This window comes from Betaproteobacteria bacterium, assembly GCA_016720925.1.
GTDB lineage: Bacteria > Pseudomonadota > Gammaproteobacteria > Burkholderiales > Usitatibacteraceae > UKL13-2.
The window spans coordinates 571790-594475 of record JADKJR010000001.1; the positions used below are offsets into that span (position 1 = coordinate 571790).

The following is a 22686-nucleotide window of genomic DNA, read 5'->3' on the forward strand; positions in this document are numbered from 1 at the left end:
CGCCATTCCACGCCACTTTCCAGCCGAAAAGACGCCGAACACCGCGCCAGTATTAGAGTTGGACGCCATCATTGCCGAGTCAAACGTGGCCCAAAAATCCAGCCTGCGTCCCTCGTCGTCATGCGCCACGGCGACAGACTTTCAGGACGGCTGCCCACCCTGAGCCGCGTCGACAAGCACCACTCAAGCCGCAAACGTGAAGCGTGTCCCTGTCGAAGAACGAATGAATTTCTCGGGCATTTCCTGCTGCACGAGGGAGATGAATGTCTCACCGGAACAATGCATCGGAATCAGCACGTCGGGATTGATGGCCTTGAGTTCGGCCAGTGTCTGGCGCTGGTATTCGATGGGGTGCGGCGCGAGGTGGAATCCGCCGAGCACGGCATGGACTTTATTGATGCCGGAGACCTTCATGGCCGTGCGCACCGAGTTGACGATGCCGCGGTGCCCGCACGAGGTCATCACCACCAGCCCACGGCCTTTCACGTGATACGCCGTGGCCTGTTCGTGCTCGAAGTCGTCAGGTGCCAGCGTGACGCTGCGCTTGGCCTCGGGCAGCCCGGCGGGCGCGCACCCGAAGCCATTCGCCATACCGACGCTCATGCGCGTCGGCGACAGTACTTTCTCGAACGACGCGCGCGGAATCCAGCCGGTGGTGAAGCCGTGATCGGCCAGGATCGACGCCTTTTCGGCAAACGTGACCATCAGGCCCGCGTCCTTGATCGCCTGGCGATCGAGCGCACCGAAACTTCCCGGGTCGCCCGTGACGTTGAGTTCGCGCGAGCAAAAACACTCTTCACCGCCGAGATAGAACGGCAGGCCGCTCTTGAGTTTGCCTTTGTTTGCCTGAAGGAATCCGACCATGCCGCCGAAGTGATCGAAATGCCCGTGGCTAAGCGCGATCGCATCCAGGCGCGAGGCATCGATGCCGAGCAGCAGCATGTTGTTGAGCAGCGTCTCCGAGGTGTAGGCGAAATCGATCAGCACCTGGCGCGCTTCGTCGCCGCGCGTCGATTCGAGATGCAAGGCGAGGCCCCACTCGTTTTGCAGCGTGCGCTTCGGCGGGGTGCGTGGCGCGACGGCAAAGCCGAGGCGCTGCACCTGTACCGGTCCGTACATGCGACTGGGCTCGAACGCATGGTGATAGGAGTCGGTGACCACGCGCACCGACAACTTGTCCACCACCGGCACATCGGCCGGCGAATCCAGGCCGCGCGCCTCCGCGACACGCGCGCCAAACAATCCGCCCGCCGCCAGCGCCGCAATGGAACCAACGCCGGCTTTAAACAGCGCTCGCCGGGTGGGTTGGCCAAGATATTCACCCTCGTCACGGTCATCATTGAAAGTTGAGTTCATCGCATTCCTCCTGGTTGTTTGCACGAGTTGGGCGGTCGCCTACGTCGCATCGATTTGGCCATGTCCGCTCGTCGTTCTGTTTGCGGTGGGGCGGTGTGTACATGGCCTTCAAGGTCATCAATGCCTTGCGATCAATGCGCGACGCGATTGCGAAAAGATAGGCCGCTTGGTCGGGATCGTCAAGCGTGATGAGTTAGGCCGCGGCGGGCGTGATTTCGCGAGGCGATGTCCGCCAGGAGTGGCACCAATCTCGTGCGCAGTCATTGCGAAAACGGCGGCGGCCGCTGGTCGCAGCGCACCACGCTGAGTCCGATTCGCGCTAACATCTTCAAATGATCCGTTTCGTTGTCATCCCCCGGTTATTTCGCCGTCTGATGTTGGGTGGCGTGCTTTGCGCTCATGCGGTCGCGGCGATGGCTGACGCCTACGTGCCCAGTCCGCATGCGGTCGATATTCCGCGCTGGTTCAGCGAATCCTTCCTCGACCTGCGCGAGGACATTCAGGATGCGGAGCGGCAACAAAGGCGCCTGCTGGTCTACTTTGGCCAGGATGGCTGCCCGTATTGCAAGGCACTGATGCAAGTTACTTTCAGGCAGCCCGATATTGTCGCCAGGACCCGGCAACATTTCGTCCCGGTGGCGCTCAACCTCTGGGGCGATCGCGAAGTGACGTGGATCGATGGCCGCCGCATGAGCGAAAAGGAGCTTGGCAAATTCCTCAAGGTGCAATTCACGCCGACGCTGCTATTCTTCGACGAACAGGCCAAGGTGGTGCTGCGGTTGAATGGTTATTCGCCACCGGAAAAATTTCGCGTGGGGCTCGACTATGTCAGCCGCCACCTTGAAAAAAAGCAATCCTTCACGGATTATCTCGCGGCCACTGCATCCATAACAGTCAGCGTGAAACTGGCGAATGAGCCATTCTTCGTGCCGGGGCCGGTGAACATGCCGCAGTTGCTGAAGTCATCGACCAAGCCGGTCATGGTGGTATTCGAGCAGGCGTCATGCCGCGAATGTGATGAGCTGCATCGCGAGGCATTCCCGCGTGCTGAGGTACGGCAGTTGCTCGAACGGTTCACGGTGGTGCAGGCAGACATATCCGGCGCGCGCAAGGTCGTCACGGCTGACGGCATGCACATGATTGAGCGCGATTGGGCTCGTGCACTGAACATGGTGTACGCGCCGAGCCTGGTGTTCTTTGACGCGGGTGGCAAGGAGGTGTTTCGCGCCGATGGCTATCTGCGTCCGTTCCATATCGCGTCGGCACTCGATTATGTCGCCAGTGGCGCGTACCGCGACGAGCCGAGCTTTCAGCGCTTCATCCAGAAGCGCGCCGACACATCACGCGCGGCGGGGAAGCGGGTCGAGATATGGGATTAGCGGTGGTGCGCCGCAATTGAGTGTACGGACGAGGGATAACAAAGACCTCTGTGGAGGCCTCACGGAACTCCAAGGTGTCGCGTGTTGAATGCGCAAAACGGCACCCACTTTGCAAATTGAACATGGGTGCGACTTCGCCTATCCTTGTCGCCTCATCCGCGGGAAAATCGTTTGCCTGCCCGTCGCCGCCAGCGGGCAATGGGCCTATCGATTGGACTGCAAACTTGACTGCATCGTTTTGAAAGCAACTACATGGAATTGATGAATCGTCAAAAATCGCGTGTTCATTCAGGCGGGTTGTTCAGGTCCCGTGCCGGGCTGGCGGCATGCGTGTTTGTGCGGGCGATTACATTGATGATGCTCGGCGCATCATGCGCGTCGACAGCGGCAACAGACGTTCAAGCCGACGTACCGTTGTCCATCGGCAATCGCACGATTCACATCTTTCGCGCGCCGCTCGGCGCATTTTCGCCGGCCGATCGCGCCGAAGGCGCCCGGCAGCGAATATTGAAAGCCTTCGAGGAGGCCGGAGAGGGCTGGACTTCGGTGAAATCGCTGGAGCAGGGCGTGATGGTCGAACTCGATGGAAAGCCCATGTTCACGGTGGTGCCGGGCGATGTGCCAAAGCTTACCGAAGAGACCGCGGAGAATTTGGCCAATGCCGCATCGCACGTATTGCAGACGGCATGGCGCGAGGCGCGCGAGCGTCGCGACCCGCGCGCCACATTGGGCGCGGTGATGAAAGTCGTCCTGGCGATATTGTTGCTGGTGGCTGCGCTGTTCGCGATTTGGAAAGTCTCCCGCAGGATCCGCGATGCCGTGACGACCCGGCTGGCGCAACGCGTTGAGGCAATTTCCGGTGGGGACCTGGGATCGAAGCTGTCCCCCATCTTTCTCGGCGTTGCCTCGCGTTCCTGCGTGCTGCTTGCCTGGCTACTTAGCCTGCTGGCGCTTTTTGTTTTCCTCGCCTATTGCCTGGATCAGTTTGCCCATACGCGGGCGATGGGGGAAGGGCTCTTCCACGCCTTTTCGAGCCTGCTGCTGCAGAGCCTGAATTCGGCGGCGGCAGCACTTCCAGGCATGTTTATCGCGGCCATTATTTTTCTCGTCGCGTGGATTTGCACGCAGGTATCCGCGGAGTTGTTCAACCATGTGGCGGCAGGCCAACTCAGGCTGGGCATGCTCGATGCACATACCGCGCCCGCGACCCGGCGCATCGCCAATGCCTCGATTTGGTTGTTTGCGCTCGCCATGGCTTACCCGTATTTGCCTGGCGCACAAACGGAAGCGTTCAAGGGTTTGTCCGTCATTCTCGGCATCATGGTGTCGATCGGCGCATCCGGTCTCGTGGGGCAAATCGCCAGCGGCGTGATTCTGGTGTACACCCGCGCGCTGTCGCTGGGCGAGTATGTGCGCATACAGGAATGCGAAGGTACGGTGACGGAGCTAGGTTTGTTTGTGACCCGCTTGCGCACGGGTCTCGGCGAAGAAATTGCGCTGCCCAATGCGCTGGTACTGGGCAATGTGACACGGAATTTCTCCCGCGTGACCAAGGGAGCCGGTTTTGTACTGGATACGACCATCACGATTGGCTACGACACGCCGTGGCGGCAAGTGCACGCCATGTTGCTCGAAGCGGCAAAACCCATCGCGGAAATTGGGCGCGATCCTGAACCCTATGTCGTGCAAACCGCGCTGTCGGATTCGTATGTTGCTTACCGGCTTGTCGTTTATGTCGGCGCAGAAAAACCATCCATACGGGCGAAAGTCGCGAGCGATCTCCACGCGTCCATTCAGGACGTATTCAATAGGTATGGCGTGCAGATCATGTCCCCCAACTACTACGACGACCCGGAAAAACCGAAGATCGTGCCGGAGTCGAACTGGTATGCGGCGCCGGCGAAAAGAACAGCCCCTTAGCCGGGGACAAACGAGTATTCGGAGACAGATCGCGGTCGTTTCCAGCGCCAAATTGGTAAGTCGCGACACTAGTTACGCTGGTTTGCAATTGCGTGCAGTTTTTTTACATGCGGCATCGGTGTCACGGGATGATCAGTGCCATATAGGCTAAACGCCAGTATCGGCGCGGCGTACCGGACGTTTCGGCCGGAAGGCCGCTCGACTATCCGTCGACCCGTTGTGCAGACGTTGGCGTCTGCACAACGCGCTATGTCATCCTGCAGCCCCCTCCCGCGTTAGAGACCGGCGGCCCGATTCGGGCCCATTGGGAGACGGAAGATGTTCGAATCTTTGCAGACCGCGTTCGCGACGAACCAACTGGTGTCGGGTGGCATCGTGCTTGCCGTCCTGGGCATGGGCATGATGTGGATGCGTGAGCTGCCGGCCCGCGCCATGGGCTGGGCGCGGCATTTCTTCGTGACCACGCTCACCATCGATAGTCGCGAGGAGTTGCTGTTTCCCGCACTGGTCGAGTACATGGATACGCGCGAGGTGTTCAGACGCATCAATAATTTCACCGTGAAGAGCATGCGCCAGCAGGAGACTACCTTCCAGAGCCTGCATGACGAATTGCAGCAAGGCGGCAGGCCACGGCCGCTGTTTTCGCCCGGCGAGGGCTTTCATCTGTTCCTTCTGGATGGCCGCCTGATGTGGATGCACCGCGAAGTGCAGGTCGGTATGTCGGTAATCGAGAAAATCAAGCTCTCCACGCTTGGGCGCGACAAGAAGCCGCTGGAGGCGCTGGTCAACGCGGCGATGGAGCATCGCATCGAACGTGAAGTCAATCGCATTGCCATTTACGTGGCCAGCGCCTACGGCAACGACTGGACGCGTGCGCGACTGGGCAATAATCGCCGGCTTGATTCGGTTGTGCTGAAGGCGGGCCAGAAAGAGGCAATCCTCGCCGACCTGGAGCGCTTTTTCTCCTCACGTGATCGTTATGACGGACTCGGTATCCCGTGGCGGCGCGGGTATCTTTTGTATGGCCCTCCCGGTACCGGCAAGACCTCGCTGGTCACGGCGCTCGCCTCGGAGCTTTCTCTAAACGTTTGCGCGCTGAGCCTGGCCTCGCCCAATGTGACGGATGAAAGGATCGGCAACCTGCTCGCCAGTGTGCCGCGACGATCATTGATTTTGATCGAGGATGTCGATGCGTTTTTCACCGCCCGCACCAAGGCCGACGCGCAAGTGCGCATTTCTTACTCGGGCTTCATCAATGCGCTCGACGGCGTGGCCGCGCATGAGGGCTCGGTGGTGTTCCTGACGACCAATCACCCGCACCTTATCGATGAAGCGGCCATCCGCTCCGGGCGCGTGGATGTTCGCCTTGAATTGGGCCTGTGCGATCGCAGCCAGCTTGAAAGAATGTTCGCCAAATTCCACGACGACCCGGCGGCTATCGCCCGCTTTGCCGACACTGTCGCGCCGAATTGCTGGTCGCCGGCGCAGGTGCAGGAGGCGCTGCTCAAAGCGGTTTCGGTGGATGAGGCGATCGAACATTTCAAAAGCCGCGAACGCGAAGTGAAGGTGCTGAAGGCCGCGTAGGAGCCATTGGCACATTCATCAAATCAGCAATGGCATTTCGCCTTGGACGTTATGCCGCCGATTGGATGGCGTGAAGGAGGGACGCGTGCATCCCCGGTAAAGCGATCGAATTAGTTCGTAGAATAGCGATTCAAATTCAGTCGGACCGTCCTGTGCGATCTGTATTCTCCTACTTCGAAAAACTCGTCAATCCGTATCCGGACGGCGCACCCGCGCCGACGCCGAATACGTTTCTCGCGTTCATGTGGGCGGCATCGGAGGGCCTGCGCCCGTATTTGCTGTTCATGACGCTGTGCACGGCCGCCATCGGCGTGTTCGAGGCGTTCCTGTTCAGCATGCTGGGACAGGTGGTGGATTGGCTCGGCAAGACGGAGCCCGCCGCGCTATGGACATCCCAGCGCGGCAATCTCGTCTTGCTCGGGGGAATTCTCATCGCGAGCCCGCTGGTCGTCGGGTTGCAGGCGCTGCTGAAACATCAGGCGATGGCGGGCAATTTCCCGATGCGCTTGCGCTGGAAATTTCACCGGCTGATGCTTTCGCAGAGCCTGAGTTTTTATCAGGACGAATTTGCCGGCCGGGTCGCCACCAAGGTGATGCAAACCGCGCTCGCGGTGCGCGACGTGTGGATGATCGTCGCCGACATCCTGGTGTTTGTCGCCATCTATTTCGGGACGATGGTCCTGATTGTCGGCAACTTCGATCTATGGATCGTGACGCCATTCGCGGTGTGGCTGGCACTGTATGCATTGGCCATCCGCCACTTCGTCCCGCGCCTGGGCAAGGTTGCGCAAGAGCAGGCGGATGCGCGCTCGCTGATGACGGGGCGCATCACCGATGCCTACACCAACATCGCGACCGTGAAACTGTTTTCGCATACCAATCGCGAAGCCGGCTACGTGCGTGCGGCCATGCAGGAATTCATGAAGACGGTGTACCGTCAGTGGCGCATGATCACCGCCTTTGAAGTCGTGAACCAGATCCTCAGCGTGTTGCTGATTGCGTCGACCGCCGGCGTGACGCTCTGGCTGTGGACGCAGGGCAAGGTCGGCGTAGGTGCGGTGGCTGCCGCCACGGCGATGGCGTTGCGGTTGAACGGCATTTCGCACTGGATCATGTGGGAATTCGCCGCCTTGTTTGAACACATCGGCACCGTGCGCGATGGCATGACGATTCTCGCGCGGCCGCACACCGTCGTTGATGTGGCCGACGCGAAAGCGCTGGTGGTCTCGCATGGCGAAATTCGTTTCGACAACATGAGCTTCGCGTATGGCGCCAGAACAAGCGCGAACGGGGGCGGCAGCAAGAAAGTCATCGACAGCCTGAATCTCACCATTCGCGCCGGCGAGAAAATCGGTCTCGTGGGAAGATCCGGCGCGGGTAAATCCACCATCGTCAACCTGCTGCTGCGCTTCTACGATATCCGCGAGGGGCGCATCCTGATCGACGGGCAGGACATTGCGCATGTGACGCAGGACAGCCTGCGTACCAATGTCGGCATGGTGACGCAGGATACGTCGCTACTACACCGCTCGGTGCGCGAAAACATAGTCTATGGCCGCCCCGACGCGAGTGAGGGCGACATGATTGCCGCGGCCAAACGTGCCGAAGCCCATGAGTTCATTTTGCAACTCACCGACCCCGCCGGCCGCCACGGCTACGACGCTCACGTCGGTGAGCGCGGCGTGAAGCTCTCCGGCGGGCAACGCCAACGTATCGCGATCGCGCGCGTGAAATTGAAGGACGCGCCAATTTTGCTGCTCGACGAAGCCACCAGCGCGCTCGATTCCGAAGTCGAGGCGGCGATCCAGGCAAGCCTGTACAAGCTGATGGAAGGCAAAACCGTGGTCGCAATTGCGCATCGACTCTCCACCATCGCGGCGATGGATCGGCTCATCGTGCTCGACGAAGGTCGAATAGTGGAAGAGGGTGATCATCGGAGCCTGCTGGCACTCGATGGAATCTATGCGCGGCTGTGGGCGCACCAGAGTGGCGGTTTCTTGGGCGATGTGCTCGATGAGGGCGAGGTGCGGGGGATCGGTAGAAGCGTTCAGAAATCCTTAGCGCATTGACGCGCGACGATTCCCGCATCGCTGTTTTCTTTACGGATCCGGTTTGAAAGCGTTAGGACTATCGCATACTCGCGCGCGAGAAGCGGTCGTGGCATCATTCATCCATATGCGGCGCGGTCTGCACGCCACCGCGATCTTTCCCGGACTGAATTGACCCTTTTCATTTGTGACGAACTTGAGACGCCATGAATCGCCAACCCCCGTTGCCCGCCTCGTTTGCACGCCGCGATTTCATCAGGACAGCCACATTCGGTGCCGCTGCCGCAAGCTTGCCGACATTGCCTTTTGCCATCGGCAATGCACACGCGCAATCCACGGACATCATCACCCGCAAGATTCCGCGCACTGGCGAGGTGCTACCTGCCATCGGGCTGGGTACGTATCTGACTTTCGACGTACTCCCGGGCAAGCCGCGCGACAACATTCGCGAGGTAATCAAACGCTTTTACGAGGGCGGCGGGCGCGTGGTTGATACGTCACCTCTCTACGGCACGGGAGAGATCAGCGTCGGCGATTTCGCCGCAGCGCTCGGCATTACCGACAAACTGTTTATCACCAACAAGATCTGGTCGACCGGTGAATATCTTGCGGACGAGAGCCACGCGCAACGCAGCTTCGACCAATCCCAGCAGCGATTGTGGCGCGAGAAGCTGGATGTGTTGCAGGTCCACAGCCTGGTGAATGTCGACCAGATGCTGCCGATGTTGCAGAACTGGAAGCGCGAGGGGCGCGTTCGATACGTTGGTGCCACGCATCACGAGTTGCCCTATTTCGGCGCGCTCGCGCAGGTTGTTGAGCGCGGCGGACTCGATTTCGTCCAGGTGCACTATTCCATCCAGACTCGTCTCGCTGAGGAGCGTATCCTGCCCGCGGCGATGGACAAGGGCACCGCCGTGCTCGTGAACATGCCGTTTGAAAAGGCGCGCCTGTTCAAGCTCGTGGAGGGCCGTACGCTGCCCGACTTCGCGAGGGAGCTTGGCATCACCAACTGGGCGCAGTATTTCCTGAAGTGGGTGATCTCCCACCCGGCAATCACCGTCGCTATACCGGCCACCAGCAATCCCGACCATGAGACGGAGAACATCAGCGCGTTGAAGGGAGCGCTGCCCGACAAAGACCTGCGCAACCGCATGCTGCGCCACATGGAAACCATTCCCGGATTCGACAAGCTGCATGAAACGCTGCCTTACCCTGGCAAGGCCTACAACGGGATCATCCGCCGGGCACAGACGCTGCGGGCGGCGGTGTCAAAGTAGGTGTCAATGCTGAAGGAGCGCGGTTGCCCGCAACACGTTTTGGCTTGGGGAACCCAGCTTCCGCGGGGGTTTCCGGCACTTCATGCCCGAAAGGCCCCGCCAGTGCTTGAGTTTACCTTCGCGGGCGACAGGTTTTCAATACATCTGGCGCGCAATTACTCGGCTAGATGTCAGCCCGTCAAGTGTGTAATTCATGGTTCCGTTGGTTGCATCGGTGAAGGCGAACGTCATATTGCCGGCGATGGTTGCCGGATCGGTGCCATTCCAGGCGGCGGTGATGGGCTCGCCGCCGGCCGTCTTGTATATTGGCCCCGTGCAACCTGTGCCGATGAACGGGCAATTGGGCACGACGTACCAGACCGGCTTGCCAGTCGCATCGTAGGTATACCAGGCGGCGAAAATGATGCCGAATTGTTGGGTAAGGGAGATTCCCCAGCCTGACTCGCCGGCGTTCCACCACAGGTCCGTGTAATCGACTGCAGGTGCGATTGCCCCGGTCGCAAATACTTGTTGAGTGATTGCCTTTGCGCCCGCAATATTATTGATCGTGTAGGTGAATGCGCCAGCGCTGGTGCTCGCGAAAGTCAACGTACCGGTACCTGCCTTGGTAACGTTCTTGGTTGATCCATTCCATGGCAACGCCGGTGGCGTCCCTCCTAGTACCTTGTATATGTCACCGGTGCAACTGGCGCCCGCAATCGGGCAATTGGGAATCACATACCATGTGGCTTGACCCGCTTCGTCATACGTGTACAGCGCACTGAAAATCATGTTGCCATGCTGCGTAATGCTCATTCCCCATCCCGACTCATTGGCATTCCACCACAGACCCTGGTAGCTATTCGCCACCGCCGCCGCGGTGCTGACCATGACGAGATTTGCTTTTTGGATCATTCCATTGGCGGGCATGCTGACCAATGGCAACTCACTGAACGTACCGCCGGCATTGCCAATGGGCAGGTGCGCGATGGCGTCGACAGTGGCCATGCTGCTGGCGCTGACTTCGCCGAAAACAGTAAATCCGCCATTTTGTCCATCAAGCGAGGATCCATTGTCAGCCAGATTTATGAACCATTGTGACGTCGCGCTATTGGGTTCTCCGCTGAACTTCGCCATCGCGATGGTGCCACGCCGGTTTGACCGGCTGGCGCTGAATTCATTGGCGATCGGTGCGTTTACCGCAATGCTGCTCATGTTGCCGCTGGCATCATTCCAAACGTAACCGCCGCCTTGAATGATAAAACCCGGCACGCTACGATGAATGAAGGAGTTGTTGTACTTGCCGCTGTTTACGTAATTCAGGAAGTTGGCCACCGTGCCAGGCGCGGTGTTGTCATACAGGGTAACGTCGATGGCACCAAGCGGTGTTGCCATACTTACCGTCGTGGCATGTACCGCCGCAGGGAGAGCAAGAATGATGCACGTTGCCAGCTTTAATTGAAATGCACTGTTTAGGCGAATTGAAAACATTGTTTTCCTCGGTTGATCTGTTGGTCTGATGCCTGAAAGTGCGCAGTTTCGGGCCACCGTGACGGTATTGCGTTGGCATGTTGCCGCAGTGGTTAAGCGCCGGTGTTTGCCGCTTTCCTGCCTGCCCGTATTGTCCAATCTCGAACATACTGGCGATGACGCCTTGCCGCATCAGGCGTGCAGTGGATAAGCGCGTCAGAGTGGCAGCGCACTTGGTGTAGGACCGCGCGGAAGACGTTCTTGAGGGGCGCCTCAAAGCGGCGCCTGATTCATCCGGACACGGCCCTTCACTTACGCCTGCATGGATGCAGACAACTGGAAAGCGAACACCAGGCAGCGGCGAGTTACCGTGGCGCGACAGTTGATTGCCCAGGAAAAACGAATGGGGTTCTGTCGCCCTACGGAGCGGCGACCCCACTGAAAGTCATGATGGTGCCTCTGGCGTGGAGCCGATGCCCTTGGGATCCTGCGGGAGTTCCGCGTTCAGCCATTCGTTCGCCGTTTCATAGTCCTCAAATGCGTGAACGTTGAGGCCTCTGCTCTGCGTGCACAACTCGAGAAAATGTGCGTGATTGAATGCCACTTGACCATCGACCAGCAACGCTATTCTCTTCAGGGTCGGTAATGCCAGATCCGGGAAGGTCATGTGCTTGGCAAGTTCAAAGAGTTCGAACTCCGACATGAAACATTCGACGTCTCGCAAATCCAAAAGCACTTCGCAACGTACATTGAAGTCCGGGTCGGTCGAGAGCAATTTCAGCGCGATCTTCGACGCGTCGAGATCGAGTGTCCTTTGCCGTCATCACGATGAGATGTTTGAGGGGATATGCCTTGTTCTGGGTTTTCATGTTTGGTTTCTGGTTGCGGGCGTGTTGTGGGTCGGCAAAGGAGGGCAAAGGGGAGCAAGAATACGAGTTTGTGAGGAGCATGCTTGGAGTGCCGTGGCCCGTCTGTGCGGAAGCGAGCATTGCGCGCGAAACGGCGATCGTGGATACATCGGTCAGGCTTGCATCAGGCTCCAAAGTGCGTCAATCGGAAATTGATTGAGCCGCATTCGTCGACGAAATTACCTGCGTTCACGCACTTTGCCAGCCAGTTTCTCTTGAGACAGGCGCTGCGCAACGCAATCGTCAAAAAGCGTGGTGTGACAGTTCAAGAGCGGGTCCAAACAGCCGTCAGCCGCACCGGGCGTGCAATGGATGAAGCCATCCAAACAACGTGGGCGCGAACACGCTGTGCACGGCTAGATGAGGCAGGTGAGAATACTTATGCGTGTCGGCAGATTCACTTGCCCCGATTTACAATGATCGAACATGAACATCACCGACATTCGCAAAGACTACAAATCCGCCTCGCTGTCCGAGAGCGAAATTGCACATTCACCCTTCAGCCAGTTTGACCTATGGCTGAATGAAGCAATCGCCGGACAACTCCCGGAGCCCACCGCAATGACCGTGGCTACGGTAGGTGCGGATGGCCGTCCTTCCACGCGCGTAGTGCTGCTCAAAGGTATCGACGAACGCGGACCGGTGTGGTTTACCAACTACCAAAGCCGCAAGGGCCGCGAATTGGCGAATAATCCTTTCGCGGCGCTCCAATTTCACTGGGTGGAACTGGAGCGCGTGGTACGCATTGAAGGTCGCGTTGAAAAAGTGAGCGACGCCGAAAGCGATGCCTACTTCGACACCCGTCCGCTCGATTCACGCATCGGCGCGTGGGCATCGCCGCAGAGCGAAATCATTTCCAGCCGCGCCATATTGGTTGCGCGCGCGGCGGAGTTTGCGGCGAAGTTCCTGCTGAGGCCGCCGCGTCCACCCCACTGGGGCGGCTACCGGCTGTTGCCGGATCGATTCGAGTTTTGGCAGGGCCGCCCGAGCCGCCTGCACGATCGAATCGTCTACCGGCTGGATAACGGCGCGTGGCACACGGGACGCCTGGCGCCATGAATCGGGTTGGCGCATACCTGCGCCGGGATTGCCGATGTTCCTTCTTCACGCCCGCGTCGACGGCTGTAAGGAATGCGTGTGGTCGGCAAGAGATGATCGTCAGCGACGGATTGCGAATGCAGCCTTCCACGGGCTATTCAAGCCTTGCTGATTCACGTCCAAACCGCCGCGCCGGCGCGCGTATCTGCACGTTGAGCTTTACAACGAAAAACCGGGAAGCGATACTTGAACGTATTCAACAATAGGGAGAGTCGGCATGCAAGCAAAACAACTGTTACTTGCCATCGCATGTATTTGCGCGAGTGCGTCAGCGTTGGCGCAAAGCGCCAATCCGGTCACGCTGTACGGTCGGATTTATGCCGTGGCGGAGTCGGTTAGCGCGAATGGCGGCGCGGCGCCGGTGAGCTCACGAAGTCGGGTGACGGACCGAGTCTCGCTGGTCGGATTTCGCGGCACCGAAGACTTGGGTGGCGGCCTGAAAGCATTTTTCCAGATTGAATCCGCGACGGCTCCCGACGCTGGCGGCGGCACGTTTGCGTCACGCAACAGCGGCGTTGGGCTGACTGGTGCCTGGGGCAGCGTTTTGCTCGGACGCTGGGATACGCCTTTCAAAGTGGTACACGCGGCCGTGATTGATCCCTTCGGCGATACCGCCGCGTCGGACATAACCGCGGCCGCTCTCAACCAGGGCAACTTTTCGCGTCGAGAAAACAATGTCGTTCAATACTGGTCGCCTAATCTTGGCGGGCTATCGTTCCGGGCGCATTACTCTGCCAATGAAGGAAAGACGGCGACGGTCAATCCATCGCTGACTGGCGCCTCGCTGACCTACGCCGCCGGTGCGCTCTACGTGGCCTACGCGTGGGAAAAACACAAGGACCAGAACGGTGCCACAACTGTCGCCGGCGTCAATGAGACGGGCAATGCGATATCCGCGTACTACAAATTTGGCGGCCTGAAATTGTCGGGACAAACCGGGCGTTACAAGCGAACCGGGACCGAGACGCAAAGGAGCTATATGGTCGGCCTGGATTGGGCGTTCGGGAAGCACGTGTTATTGGCGTCGGTGCAAAATTCCCGGAATGGCGGCGTCATGACCGCAGTGCAACCAAAATGCGATTTGGTGGGAATTGGCTATCGTTACGACTTCTCCAAGCGAACCGCTTTTGTCTCTGACTACACAAAGATTGACAACGACGTCGGCAACTTGTGCAACTTCGGCACAAGCCCGCTTACGATTGGCGCCGGCCAGGATCCTCGCGGGTTTGCCGTTGGCTTCCGTCACACGTTCTGATTTCCCACGGCGGTCGCGCAATATCACCATAGCAAAGGGCCCCCTGCGGGCCCTTTTTTTGCTTCCGCACCTTTGAATCAAGCGGCCACCAATTTTCAGCGAGTTTGGCTATAACCCCAGCGTCACCGCGCCATACCAAAGGGAATCGCGGATTGGGTCGAATAGCTGCGCCCGTGGAAAAAAGTGGCGCACGAATTTCGCGGGGCTTGTCTGTCTTCGATATGCCCCCAGTTAATAGAGATTGCGCGCGCTTTGGATTGCGATTGTGTGCCGTTCTGCCTGCCTTCCCATCGTTGGTACCATGTACATAGCCTCGGCAAGAAACTGCGCTGATGCGTGGCCAAACGTTCCAATCACTCCTCGAAAAACAATCAATGTCCGCTACCGCCAACGCCAACGCCGCAAACTCTTCCCGCGCAACCAGTCCGTCTGAAGCACAAAAGAAGAGTAGCCTCGCCACCCTGCGTGGCCTGCTGCCGTTCCTCGCCCCTTACAAGCGTCAATTCATGCTGGCGGGCATTGCGCTACTGATCGCGGCGGGGGCCACGCTGGCGATTCCGTACGCATTCAAGCAGATGATCGACCTGGGCTTCGGCGCGGCGGGCGCGAAGAGCACGGAAAACATCGACCTCACTTTCCTTGCCCTGTTTGGCGTGGCCACCATGCTCGCGGTTTCGACGGCCGCGCGCTTCTATGCTGTTTCGTGGCTGGGCGAGCGGGTGACGGCCGATATTCGCAGCGCGGTCTATCGGCATGTCGTCACGCAAAGCCCGCAGTTTTTTGAAGTCACGCGCAGTGGCGAAGTGCTTTCCCGGCTCACAGCGGATACCACGCTCATCCAGTCGGTTGTTGGTACCAGTATTTCCCTCGCACTACGTAACACGCTTTTGTTCGTGGGCGGCCTCGGCATGATGTTTTTCACCAGCGTGAAGCTGTCGTCGATCATCATCGTGCTGCTGTTCGCGGTGATCGTGCCGATCATCGTCTACGGCCGCCGCGTGCGCACCCTGTCGCGCGATTCGCAGGACCGCATCGCCGACGCTTCCGCCGTGGCGGGGGAAATTCTCAATGCCATGCCAACAGTGCAGGCCTACACGCACGAGAAAATCGAGGCGGACCGCTTCAGCTCCTCGGTTGAGCGCGCGTTTACCACCGCCATCCGCCGCATCCGCGCGCGATCATTTCTGACCGTGCTGGCTATTGTGCTGGTGTTCGGCGCGATTGTGTTCGTGCTTTGGCTGGGCGCGCATGCCGTCATGCAGGGAAACATGACGGGCGGCGAACTCGGCCAGTTCATCCTCTATTCCGCGCTCGTTGCCGGTGCGGTCGGCGCGCTCGCCGAGACACTAGGTGAAGCGCAACGGGCTGCCGGCGCCACCGAGCGCCTGATGGAGTTGATGGCGGAACGCTCGCCCATCCAGTCCCCGGACAAACCGATTGCCTTGCCGCCACGCACACAAGCCGGTGCATCGCTCGCCTTGCAGGATGTCACGTTTAACTACCCGTCACGTCCGCAGTCGGCATCGCTCACGCATCTCACATTTAATATAGAGCCTGGCGAGACCGTCGCCGTCGTTGGGCCGTCGGGTGCCGGCAAGACCACGCTGTTCCAGTTGCTGCTGCGTTTCTATGACCCGCAGCACGGCCGTATCCTCCTCGATGGCGTCGAGATCCGCGATCTCGATTTGCATGTGCTGCGCGATGCGATTGGCATTGTGCCGCAGGACACGGTGATCTTTGCAGCAGATGCAATGGCGAATATCCGTTATGGCCGCGTCGATGCCACGGACGAGGAAGTCATCGCTGTCGCGAAAATGGCGGCGGCGCATGAGTTTATCGAAAAGCTGCCGGACGGTTATCAATCTTTCCTGGGCGAGCGCGGCGTGCGGCTGTCAGGCGGCCAGCGCCAGCGAATCGCCATCGCTCGCGCACTCCTGAAAAATCCGCCGCTGTTACTGCTGGACGAAGCGACCAGCGCGCTGGATGCAGAGTCGGAGCGCCTCGTGCAAGGAGCGCTGGAAGCCGCAATGGCCGGACGCACCACGCTGGTCATCGCGCACCGCCTCGCCACCGTGCAGAAGGCCAATCGCATAATCGTGCTCGACGAAGGCCGCTTGGTCGAAACCGGCACCCATGCATCGCTGGTCGCACAGGGCGGTATTTACGCCAATCTTGCGGCGTTACAGTTTCATGGCGGATGACCGTTTAGGCCGGCCGCCACCAGCTCGGGCGAATATTGGATGCTCGTAACGACTATACCCAATAGCCACTGACGCGACCCATACGAGCACAGGTGATCGCGGAAGATCTAGCCTTGGGCGAGCAATACCAACGCGAGGGCCATCAGCCAAATGGTGCCACCGACCAGCGATCCCCACATGATGCCGGTGACCTCATCAAGCTGGTCCCAGCGAAGGTCTAACGGATCTGGCGGGTGCGCTTCATGAAACTCAAAAGTGGCGTTGTTCATGGTGTCTTTCAAAGTCCACACGCATATATTCCGCCGCGCGCCGGGCGCTGCTTATAGGCCCGCGGCTGACACTTTTGTAGGAAAACGGCTACAAAATTCGTGCGGGTTGTCCAGCTGCCCATCGCGGGTTCGCTTGGCGGCTGGATAGCCCGCGATGGGCTCGTTAGCTCGAAAAATTGGCGGGTAGCCGAGATTTCTTGGGGAAATGAACAAAAGTCTAGTATCCACGGGTGTTTCCGGGTGATTATTGCCGGGAAGCCGCGCCAGTGCGTGAGTTTTGAAATATTCTTGGCTTGATCCAACGCTCAGTGCGTTCCTTGACAGAGCTTCAGGTTCGTTCATGTTGCCCAAACGATGAAAAGGAATTTCGCTGCGTCGGAAGGCGGGTAGTAGTGCGCGACCACATCGTCACTAAAGGCCAATACTTAGGTATTGACCTAAGCATTGAGGCGGATTATATTCGGTCACATGCCTGAACAAACCTTCCAGCTCGATCGTGTCTTTAGTGCGCTGGCGGACCCGACGCGCCGCGCTGTTCTCGAACGTCTGAGCGTTGGTCCCGCACCGGTCACTGAGTTAGCGCAACCGTTCGATATGGCGCTGCCGTCATTCACGCAGCATCTGAATGTGTTGGAAGGTTGCGGCCTGGTGAGCTCCGAAAAGGCCGGTCGCGTACGGACATACCAGTTATCACCACAAACGCTACAGGCAGCCGAACATTGGCTGGTTTCGCGGCGCGCAAGCTGGGAAACCCGTCTCGACCAATTGGACGGCTATCTCCGGAAAATGAAAGGGAAAACACCATGAAGCCCCTGAATCATCCATTCGATCCAAAGCTCGACCTTATGCTTGAACGCATCGTTGGAATTTCGCCTGCGCTTGTCTGGGCTGCATGGACCGAGCCAGAGCACCTCAAGCATTGGTTCACGCCCGCTCCGTGGCAAACGGTGGATTGCGAAATTGACCTTCGGCCGGGCGGTATTTTTCGCACGACCATGCGCTCACCCGACGGTCAGGAGTTTCCGAACGCCGGTTGCTATCTGGAAGTCATCAAGAATCAGAAGCTGGTCTGGACCAATGCGCTTATGCCCGGATTCCGGCCCGCCGCCACGGCGACTGATTGTGGGGAGCTTTTTTTCACGGCAGTCTTGACACTTGAGTCACAAGGCGATGGCACGAAGTACACCGCGCTCGTCATGCATCGGGAAGAAGATGGCCGCAAGAAGCACGAAGAGATGGGCTTCCATGATGGCTGGGGAACGGCGCTCGACCAGCTTGTTGCGTACATGAAGAAACCGCGAGCGGCTTGACTGGCAGAATTGGAAAATGAAACGGCGTAGCCAAATGCGCACCCAGCGGCGCACTCGTGGACGTGAATAGGGGTATTCCTGGCCGGACGCGTGAGCTGTTCGGCGTGACCTGTCTGTGGGTCGGGCTGTGGGTCACGCTCAGCGTTACTGCTGTCGCACATGCTGAAGATTCGCGCCCGTCAGCCGAAGGGTCGCTCGCGCCCAAGCCAATTGGTGTTTCGGCGACATCGGCGGCAATTCAACGCGCGGCGCAGCCGATCCGTGGCGCCGCGGACGATTACGACGCGCTGATGCAAAGAGTGGGCGACGCGCGTGTGGTGATGTTGGGCGAGGATACGCATGGGTCGCTGGAGTTCTACCGTGAGCGCGCCCGCATCACCATGCGCCTGATCGAAGAGAAGGGCTTCAATGGTGTCGTCATCGAATCGGACTGGGCACCCAGCGAGCGTGTGAATCGTTACGTTCGCGGCGAGGCAGGGGACGAGTCAGCCGAGATTGCGCTATCAGGTCACACGCGATTCCCGGACTGGATGTGGCGAAACGTGCCGTTTCGCGATCTGGTCGCATGGCTGCGCGCTTACAATCAGACGGTCGGGGGCGGAGCGCGTCCCGTGGGCGTATACGGAATGGACGCGCAGGGCATGGCGTCCTCCGCCCACAGGCTCCTGGCCACGCTGGCGCGTGTTGATCCCACCGAGGCTGCACGTGTGCGCGAACACTACGCCTGCCTCGAGCGTTTTGATTTCGATGGTGATCGCTATGGCAAGGCGCTGCAAAATTCCGAAGGCGTCTCTTGCGAACCCGGCGCGGCAGATGCACTCGCTGCGCTGCGGGCGCGCGCCGCGACCGAGGCAGATGCGAACATTGGTGCCAACGACGCCGAATGGTTTTCGGTGATGCAGAATGCGCAAGCGATGCGCGCCGCCGAGGCCTACTCGCGCGCGCAGGTTACGCCCGGCGCGAATTCATGGAACGTTCGCGATCTGCACATGGCCGATGTGATTGATGCTGTCCTCAAGCGCCTGGACAGCCAGGGAGGCGCGCCCGCCAAAGTCGTGGTGTGGGCGCATAACACACACGTCGGCGATGCGCGTGCGTCGGATCGCGGCGTGCGCAGCGGCTATTGGAGCGTCGGGCAACTGATACGCGAACGCCATGCCGATGAGACCGTACTGGTTGGCTTCACGACGCGGCTCGGGTTGGTACGTGCGGCGCCCGCATGGGGTGAGGCCGATCGGGTGTACAACCTGCGGCGCCCGGCTTGGGAAAGTCTGCCGGCGATTTTTGGACGCGTGCGGCTGCCGCGGTTCCTGCTCGTGTTTTCAACTGCGGGAGCGCCGAGATCTCTGGATGACAACTTTCCGCTACGCGCTATCGGCGTCGTATATGCACCAAGACTGGAGCGCAGCGAACACTACTATCGCGGACACGTGACGGGCTTGTTCGACGCGATTGTGCACATCGATCACACTCAGGTTCTGCCAAGATTGTCCCGCAGATAGCGGATCGACCCCATTTCGCCGCAAAGGGCAAGTTGTGGACTTCCTGCAGGATGCTTGGCCACAACATTGCCTGTTCCCCTGATTGCCACGCTGTCGGACATTCAGTGGTGCGTTTTTGCCGCGCTTCCTACGAGTGTTTCCGTGCAACGCTGATGGTGCGCGCACGCCGGGTAGGTAAATATGGTGTCGTTAGCTTACAACGAGCACCAACATTATCAACTATCCCATTGCCTTGACGGCCACGCTGATGATCGCATCAGCAGCCACGTGGAGCGCACCATCGTTTCCGTCCCCGATTGCTTCCACTACCAATGTCAGCGGGGCCGTGCATGATCGTGAGTGACCAATCGAGTGACACATCACGAAGGCGGAAGAGTGACCATCGCTTAACTGACGGACGCAACGCGTCCGCGCCCCCAGCGGATACACAAAAACGGCCCAATTGCGAACAGCTGGCGTTTGATATCCTGATTTCGAATGAAAAACTGGCACGTGGTGTTGAAATTGAACTCACCGGCATTGCCGTGGAAGACGTATTTCACGCTTTCTATCTAAATCGTCATGGCACGCCGGTGATTTCCAGAACCGCGCAAACAATTGTCGTACGCTTCGAGAGCCTCTGGCGGACCGGTGTGCAGATACTTTCTTTGACGAGGCAGGCACACGCGGCAGTAACCATATCGCGGCCCTATGTGTGGGAAATCGCGCTATTGGGCGGCGGCGGAAGTGAACGCCTTTGCCTTGAAATGAGCACGCACAAAGTTAAGGCCACGTACCGGTGGCTGTTGGAGTCTGACGAAACCGGCGATGCATTGGTGGCAGAGACTTCTCCGGCGTTCATGTATGACGCGCGAACAGGCTTCATCTGAGCGTGCCCGCGCTCACATTCGAGTCCGCTAAATCCAGGAATCACTTGCAACTGAAAAGCGTTTCAGATTGTCTGGCGCGCCGAACGGCGCAAGGAGCGGGCTACCTCCTGCCCTTGTGCCCCTTTTGCCCATCATTTTTATGCCTGCCAGCGACCTCCTTTGACTCCGCTTTTTCCCTTTGTGCTTGCTTGTCAACGCCCTCCGATGGGGGCGGTGTGGGCGTCTTGTCTGTTGGTTTGAGATCTTTATTGGGTTGTGTCATGACACTCTCCAGTTGAAGTGGATTTGAGTGAGCACAAAAAATCGTTACGACCATGCGGATGCGTGGCGCGGATAAACGTGGGCCACGAATCGTGGCGGGCCGCGTTCATATCAAGCTGACCAAGAACCCCTATACACGGGCACGTTGAAGCAATATTTTCACGAAGGCCCGTGTCAGGGATGCGCTTCACTGCCTGACGGCGCGTTTCGCGCGATACGCCGGCGATGTCGAGCCTCAGCAAAAAAATCCCCCAACACCAACGACCAACCCCACACTGATTTCGGCAATATGCAAATTGGCCTGGTTCGATTGCGCGGATGAAGGTGATTGAGGACGTGAAATCGATGGTGTGATCGACGATGTGGCCGCTTAGCTCACTGCCTTCTTGACCTTGGCTTTTAAGTCACCGTAGCTCGCCTGAGCCTTGCCGACGGTATTTTTTACGATACCTTTTGCTTCTATTTCCTTGTCCCCGACTATCTTGCCGACGACTTCCTTGATCTTTCCCGCCGCTTCCTTTTGCCGGCCCTGGATTTGGTCTTTATTCAATTTCATGATATTTCCTTCGCGTTGTTTAGGATAGAAATATTGACATCCGGCATTGCACTTGCCGTCAGCCATGATCATCGTGCTCGCCGTCTGATACCGTGTCGGTACGGCAGCGTACAAAAGCGGCTAAAAGCAGTATGATCTTTTGAAATGCATCAATCGAAAAGTCGTCGGCCGGTGGATGGCTCATGCATCCGGGTGACGTAACCTGTGTCTGCCCTCCGCGAAGCGAGCCCGCGCCAGCACTGCATCAGTGATCGGATATCGGAAGATAAACGCGGAAGAAATACGGGCAACAAGAGCCTCACTCGATACCTGCCGCCAGCAAACTGTCGGAAAGAATATCGGGCGGGGCCCTTCCAGTTTGGCGCCTACCGACGGTTCGGATTATCCGGTTGCCTGTCGCGGCTATTCGGTACGCCGTCACCATCACGATCACCGCGGTTCCAGCGGCCACGTTCAAGGGCCCAGCCGTTATTCCGTTCGATCCAGCGTGGCTCGACAAAGTGAAAGCCGGCGCGCTGGCGCTCCCAATGACCTTTTTTCCACGTGTGCTTGCCGCGGTTGGCGTCCCAATAGCCCGGGACCCAGACGTAGCCACGGCGAGGCGCGGGAGTGACTTCATGTCGCGCTGCAGGTGGTGGCGTTCTCAGGAAAATTTCGACGTCGGCAAGCGCGGGCGGCGAGAGGGAAATGCTTCCCAGTGACGAGGCAATCAGTACTGTGAGCAGTGATTTGCGGAATTTCATGATATTCAGTCTCCTTCATGTCGGCCCAGGCTGTTGCGCGAGCCTCCAGTGTGGCTGGCATTTTTACATCGTCCCGAGCGCGGGTATGCCATGCTGATACTGGAATGAGAATAGTATTCTCGCCTTCCCGCGTCGTCAGTACGGCAACGCACATAGCGTCATCGCCGAATCGATGCAACAGCCGGCATCGGTCGGGCGCGTTGAAAGTCAACGTTGCCCGCCAATACTGACCGCAATCGAATCCCGGCGAATTACTTGTCTGCGACGATTTTGATGCTGCTCTCAACTGAGGTAACACCTTTCACAGCGCGCGCGATCGAGACAGCTTTATCTGCTGCCGCCTGGCTCTTTGCGTTACCGCTCAGCGTGACCGCGCCCTTGTCGGTCGTATCAACACTGATACGCACCAGGCTCGATACTTTTTCCTCAGCCAGCTCGGCTTTTATCTTCGCCGTGATGACTGAATCCTTGACGAACGTCTTCGGCGAAGTACGGTTGGCGTCCGTGTCAGCGGTATAGCCCGAAATCGGCAGCATCAACGCGCTGGCTGCGACTATTGTTGCAACAAGTTTGATGTTCATGGTTTTGTCCTGGTTTTGGGGATGGTGGGTTGATGAAGTTGTTGCAACATCTTTGCGGATGCGTCGTGCGATCGGGTTCCCCGAGCAGCCTTCGCCTATGACAACACCGGACACAAGAAA

Annotated in this window: 19 protein-coding genes; 12 read left to right on the top strand and 7 right to left on the bottom strand. The window is 58.7% G+C overall.

All coding sequences use genetic code 11. The features are described 5' to 3' along the window. Positions 1-183: 183 nt before the first annotated feature. Positions 184-1356, bottom strand: coding sequence for an MBL fold metallo-hydrolase (locus IPP88_02820; protein ID MBL0121688.1), 1173 nt, complete (start codon positions 1354-1356; stop codon positions 184-186). A 332-nt stretch (positions 1357-1688) separates the two neighbouring features. On the opposite strand from IPP88_02820, the gene IPP88_02825 reads away from it, so the two are divergent. From IPP88_02825 to IPP88_02845, 5 genes are all read left to right on the top strand, one after another. Continuing rightward, a complete protein-coding gene (locus tag IPP88_02825; protein ID MBL0121689.1) occupies positions 1689-2735 on the top strand; it encodes a thioredoxin fold domain-containing protein in 1047 nt (348 codons plus the stop codon). Positions 2736-2996: 261 nt separating this feature from the next. Continuing rightward, positions 2997-4655, top strand: coding sequence for a mechanosensitive ion channel (locus IPP88_02830; protein MBL0121690.1), 1659 nt, complete (start codon positions 2997-2999; stop codon positions 4653-4655). Positions 4656-4973: 318 nt separating this feature from the next. Beyond that, positions 4974-6239, top strand: a complete 1266-nt coding sequence (locus IPP88_02835; GenBank protein ID MBL0121691.1) for an AAA family ATPase — start codon at positions 4974-4976, stop codon at positions 6237-6239. A 242-nt stretch (positions 6240-6481) separates the two neighbouring features. Beyond that, positions 6482-8308, top strand: coding sequence for an ABC transporter ATP-binding protein (locus IPP88_02840; GenBank protein ID MBL0121692.1), 1827 nt, complete (start codon positions 6482-6484; stop codon positions 8306-8308). Between the two features lie 185 nt (positions 8309-8493). Next, positions 8494-9564 carry an aldo/keto reductase gene (locus IPP88_02845; GenBank protein MBL0121693.1) on the top strand — a complete coding sequence of 357 codons (1071 nt, stop codon included), beginning with the start codon at positions 8494-8496 and terminating at the stop codon, positions 9562-9564. Between the two features lie 135 nt (positions 9565-9699). Here the strand turns inward: IPP88_02845 and IPP88_02850 are convergent, their stop codons facing one another. Together IPP88_02850 and IPP88_02855 are read right to left on the bottom strand one after the other, a co-directional pair. Continuing rightward, entirely contained in the window at positions 9700-10938 is a 1239-nt protein-coding gene (locus IPP88_02850; GenBank protein ID MBL0121694.1) for a peptidylprolyl isomerase, read from the bottom strand. A gap of 520 nt (positions 10939-11458) precedes the next feature. Continuing rightward, positions 11459-11716: a hypothetical protein gene (locus IPP88_02855; protein ID MBL0121695.1), complete on the bottom strand. Its 258-nt coding sequence runs from the start codon at positions 11714-11716 to the stop codon at positions 11459-11461. A 631-nt stretch (positions 11717-12347) separates the two neighbouring features. Here IPP88_02855 and pdxH point away from each other — a divergent pair. The 3 genes from pdxH to IPP88_02870 all read left to right on the top strand — a co-directional run bounded on the left by pdxH (position 12348) and on the right by IPP88_02870 (position 16475). Continuing rightward, positions 12348-12980: a pyridoxamine 5'-phosphate oxidase gene (gene pdxH, locus IPP88_02860; protein ID MBL0121696.1), complete on the top strand. Its 633-nt coding sequence runs from the start codon at positions 12348-12350 to the stop codon at positions 12978-12980. Between the two features lie 256 nt (positions 12981-13236). Then, positions 13237-14274, top strand: a complete 1038-nt coding sequence (locus IPP88_02865; protein ID MBL0121697.1) for a porin — start codon at positions 13237-13239, stop codon at positions 14272-14274. 374 nt (positions 14275-14648) lie between these two features. Beyond that, a complete protein-coding gene (locus IPP88_02870; protein ID MBL0121698.1) occupies positions 14649-16475 on the top strand; it encodes an ATP-binding cassette domain-containing protein in 1827 nt (608 codons plus the stop codon). Between the two features lie 107 nt (positions 16476-16582). On the opposite strand, the gene IPP88_02875 is transcribed toward IPP88_02870, so the two are convergent. After that, positions 16583-16744: a hypothetical protein gene (locus IPP88_02875; GenBank protein MBL0121699.1), complete on the bottom strand. Its 162-nt coding sequence runs from the start codon at positions 16742-16744 to the stop codon at positions 16583-16585. A 468-nt stretch (positions 16745-17212) separates the two neighbouring features. On the opposite strand from IPP88_02875, the gene IPP88_02880 reads away from it, so the two are divergent. The 4 genes from IPP88_02880 (at position 17213) to IPP88_02895 (ending at position 20425) form a co-directional block, all read left to right on the top strand. Then, positions 17213-17551 (top strand): helix-turn-helix transcriptional regulator, encoded by a 339-nt coding sequence (locus IPP88_02880; protein ID MBL0121700.1) that lies wholly within the window; start codon positions 17213-17215, stop codon positions 17549-17551. Further along, positions 17548-18054: an SRPBCC family protein gene (locus IPP88_02885; GenBank protein ID MBL0121701.1), complete on the top strand. Its 507-nt coding sequence runs from the start codon at positions 17548-17550 to the stop codon at positions 18052-18054. The genes IPP88_02880 and IPP88_02885 overlap by 4 nt, the downstream gene beginning before the upstream one ends. A gap of 56 nt (positions 18055-18110) precedes the next feature. After that, positions 18111-19556, top strand: coding sequence for an erythromycin esterase family protein (locus tag IPP88_02890; GenBank protein MBL0121702.1), 1446 nt, complete (start codon positions 18111-18113; stop codon positions 19554-19556). Positions 19557-19885: 329 nt separating this feature from the next. Further along, positions 19886-20425, top strand: a complete 540-nt coding sequence (locus tag IPP88_02895; protein MBL0121703.1) for a hypothetical protein — start codon at positions 19886-19888, stop codon at positions 20423-20425. Positions 20426-21056: 631 nt separating this feature from the next. Here IPP88_02895 and IPP88_02900 read toward each other — a convergent pair. From IPP88_02900 to IPP88_02910, 3 genes are all read right to left on the bottom strand, one after another. Next, positions 21057-21236, bottom strand: coding sequence for a CsbD family protein (locus IPP88_02900; GenBank protein MBL0121704.1), 180 nt, complete (start codon positions 21234-21236; stop codon positions 21057-21059). A 371-nt stretch (positions 21237-21607) separates the two neighbouring features. After that, complete coding sequence (locus IPP88_02905) at positions 21608-21985, bottom strand: YXWGXW repeat-containing protein (GenBank protein MBL0121705.1); 378 nt, start codon at positions 21983-21985, stop codon at positions 21608-21610. 251 nt (positions 21986-22236) lie between these two features. Then, positions 22237-22566 (bottom strand): BON domain-containing protein, encoded by a 330-nt coding sequence (locus tag IPP88_02910; GenBank protein MBL0121706.1) that lies wholly within the window; start codon positions 22564-22566, stop codon positions 22237-22239. Between the last annotated feature and the right edge of the window lie 120 nt (positions 22567-22686).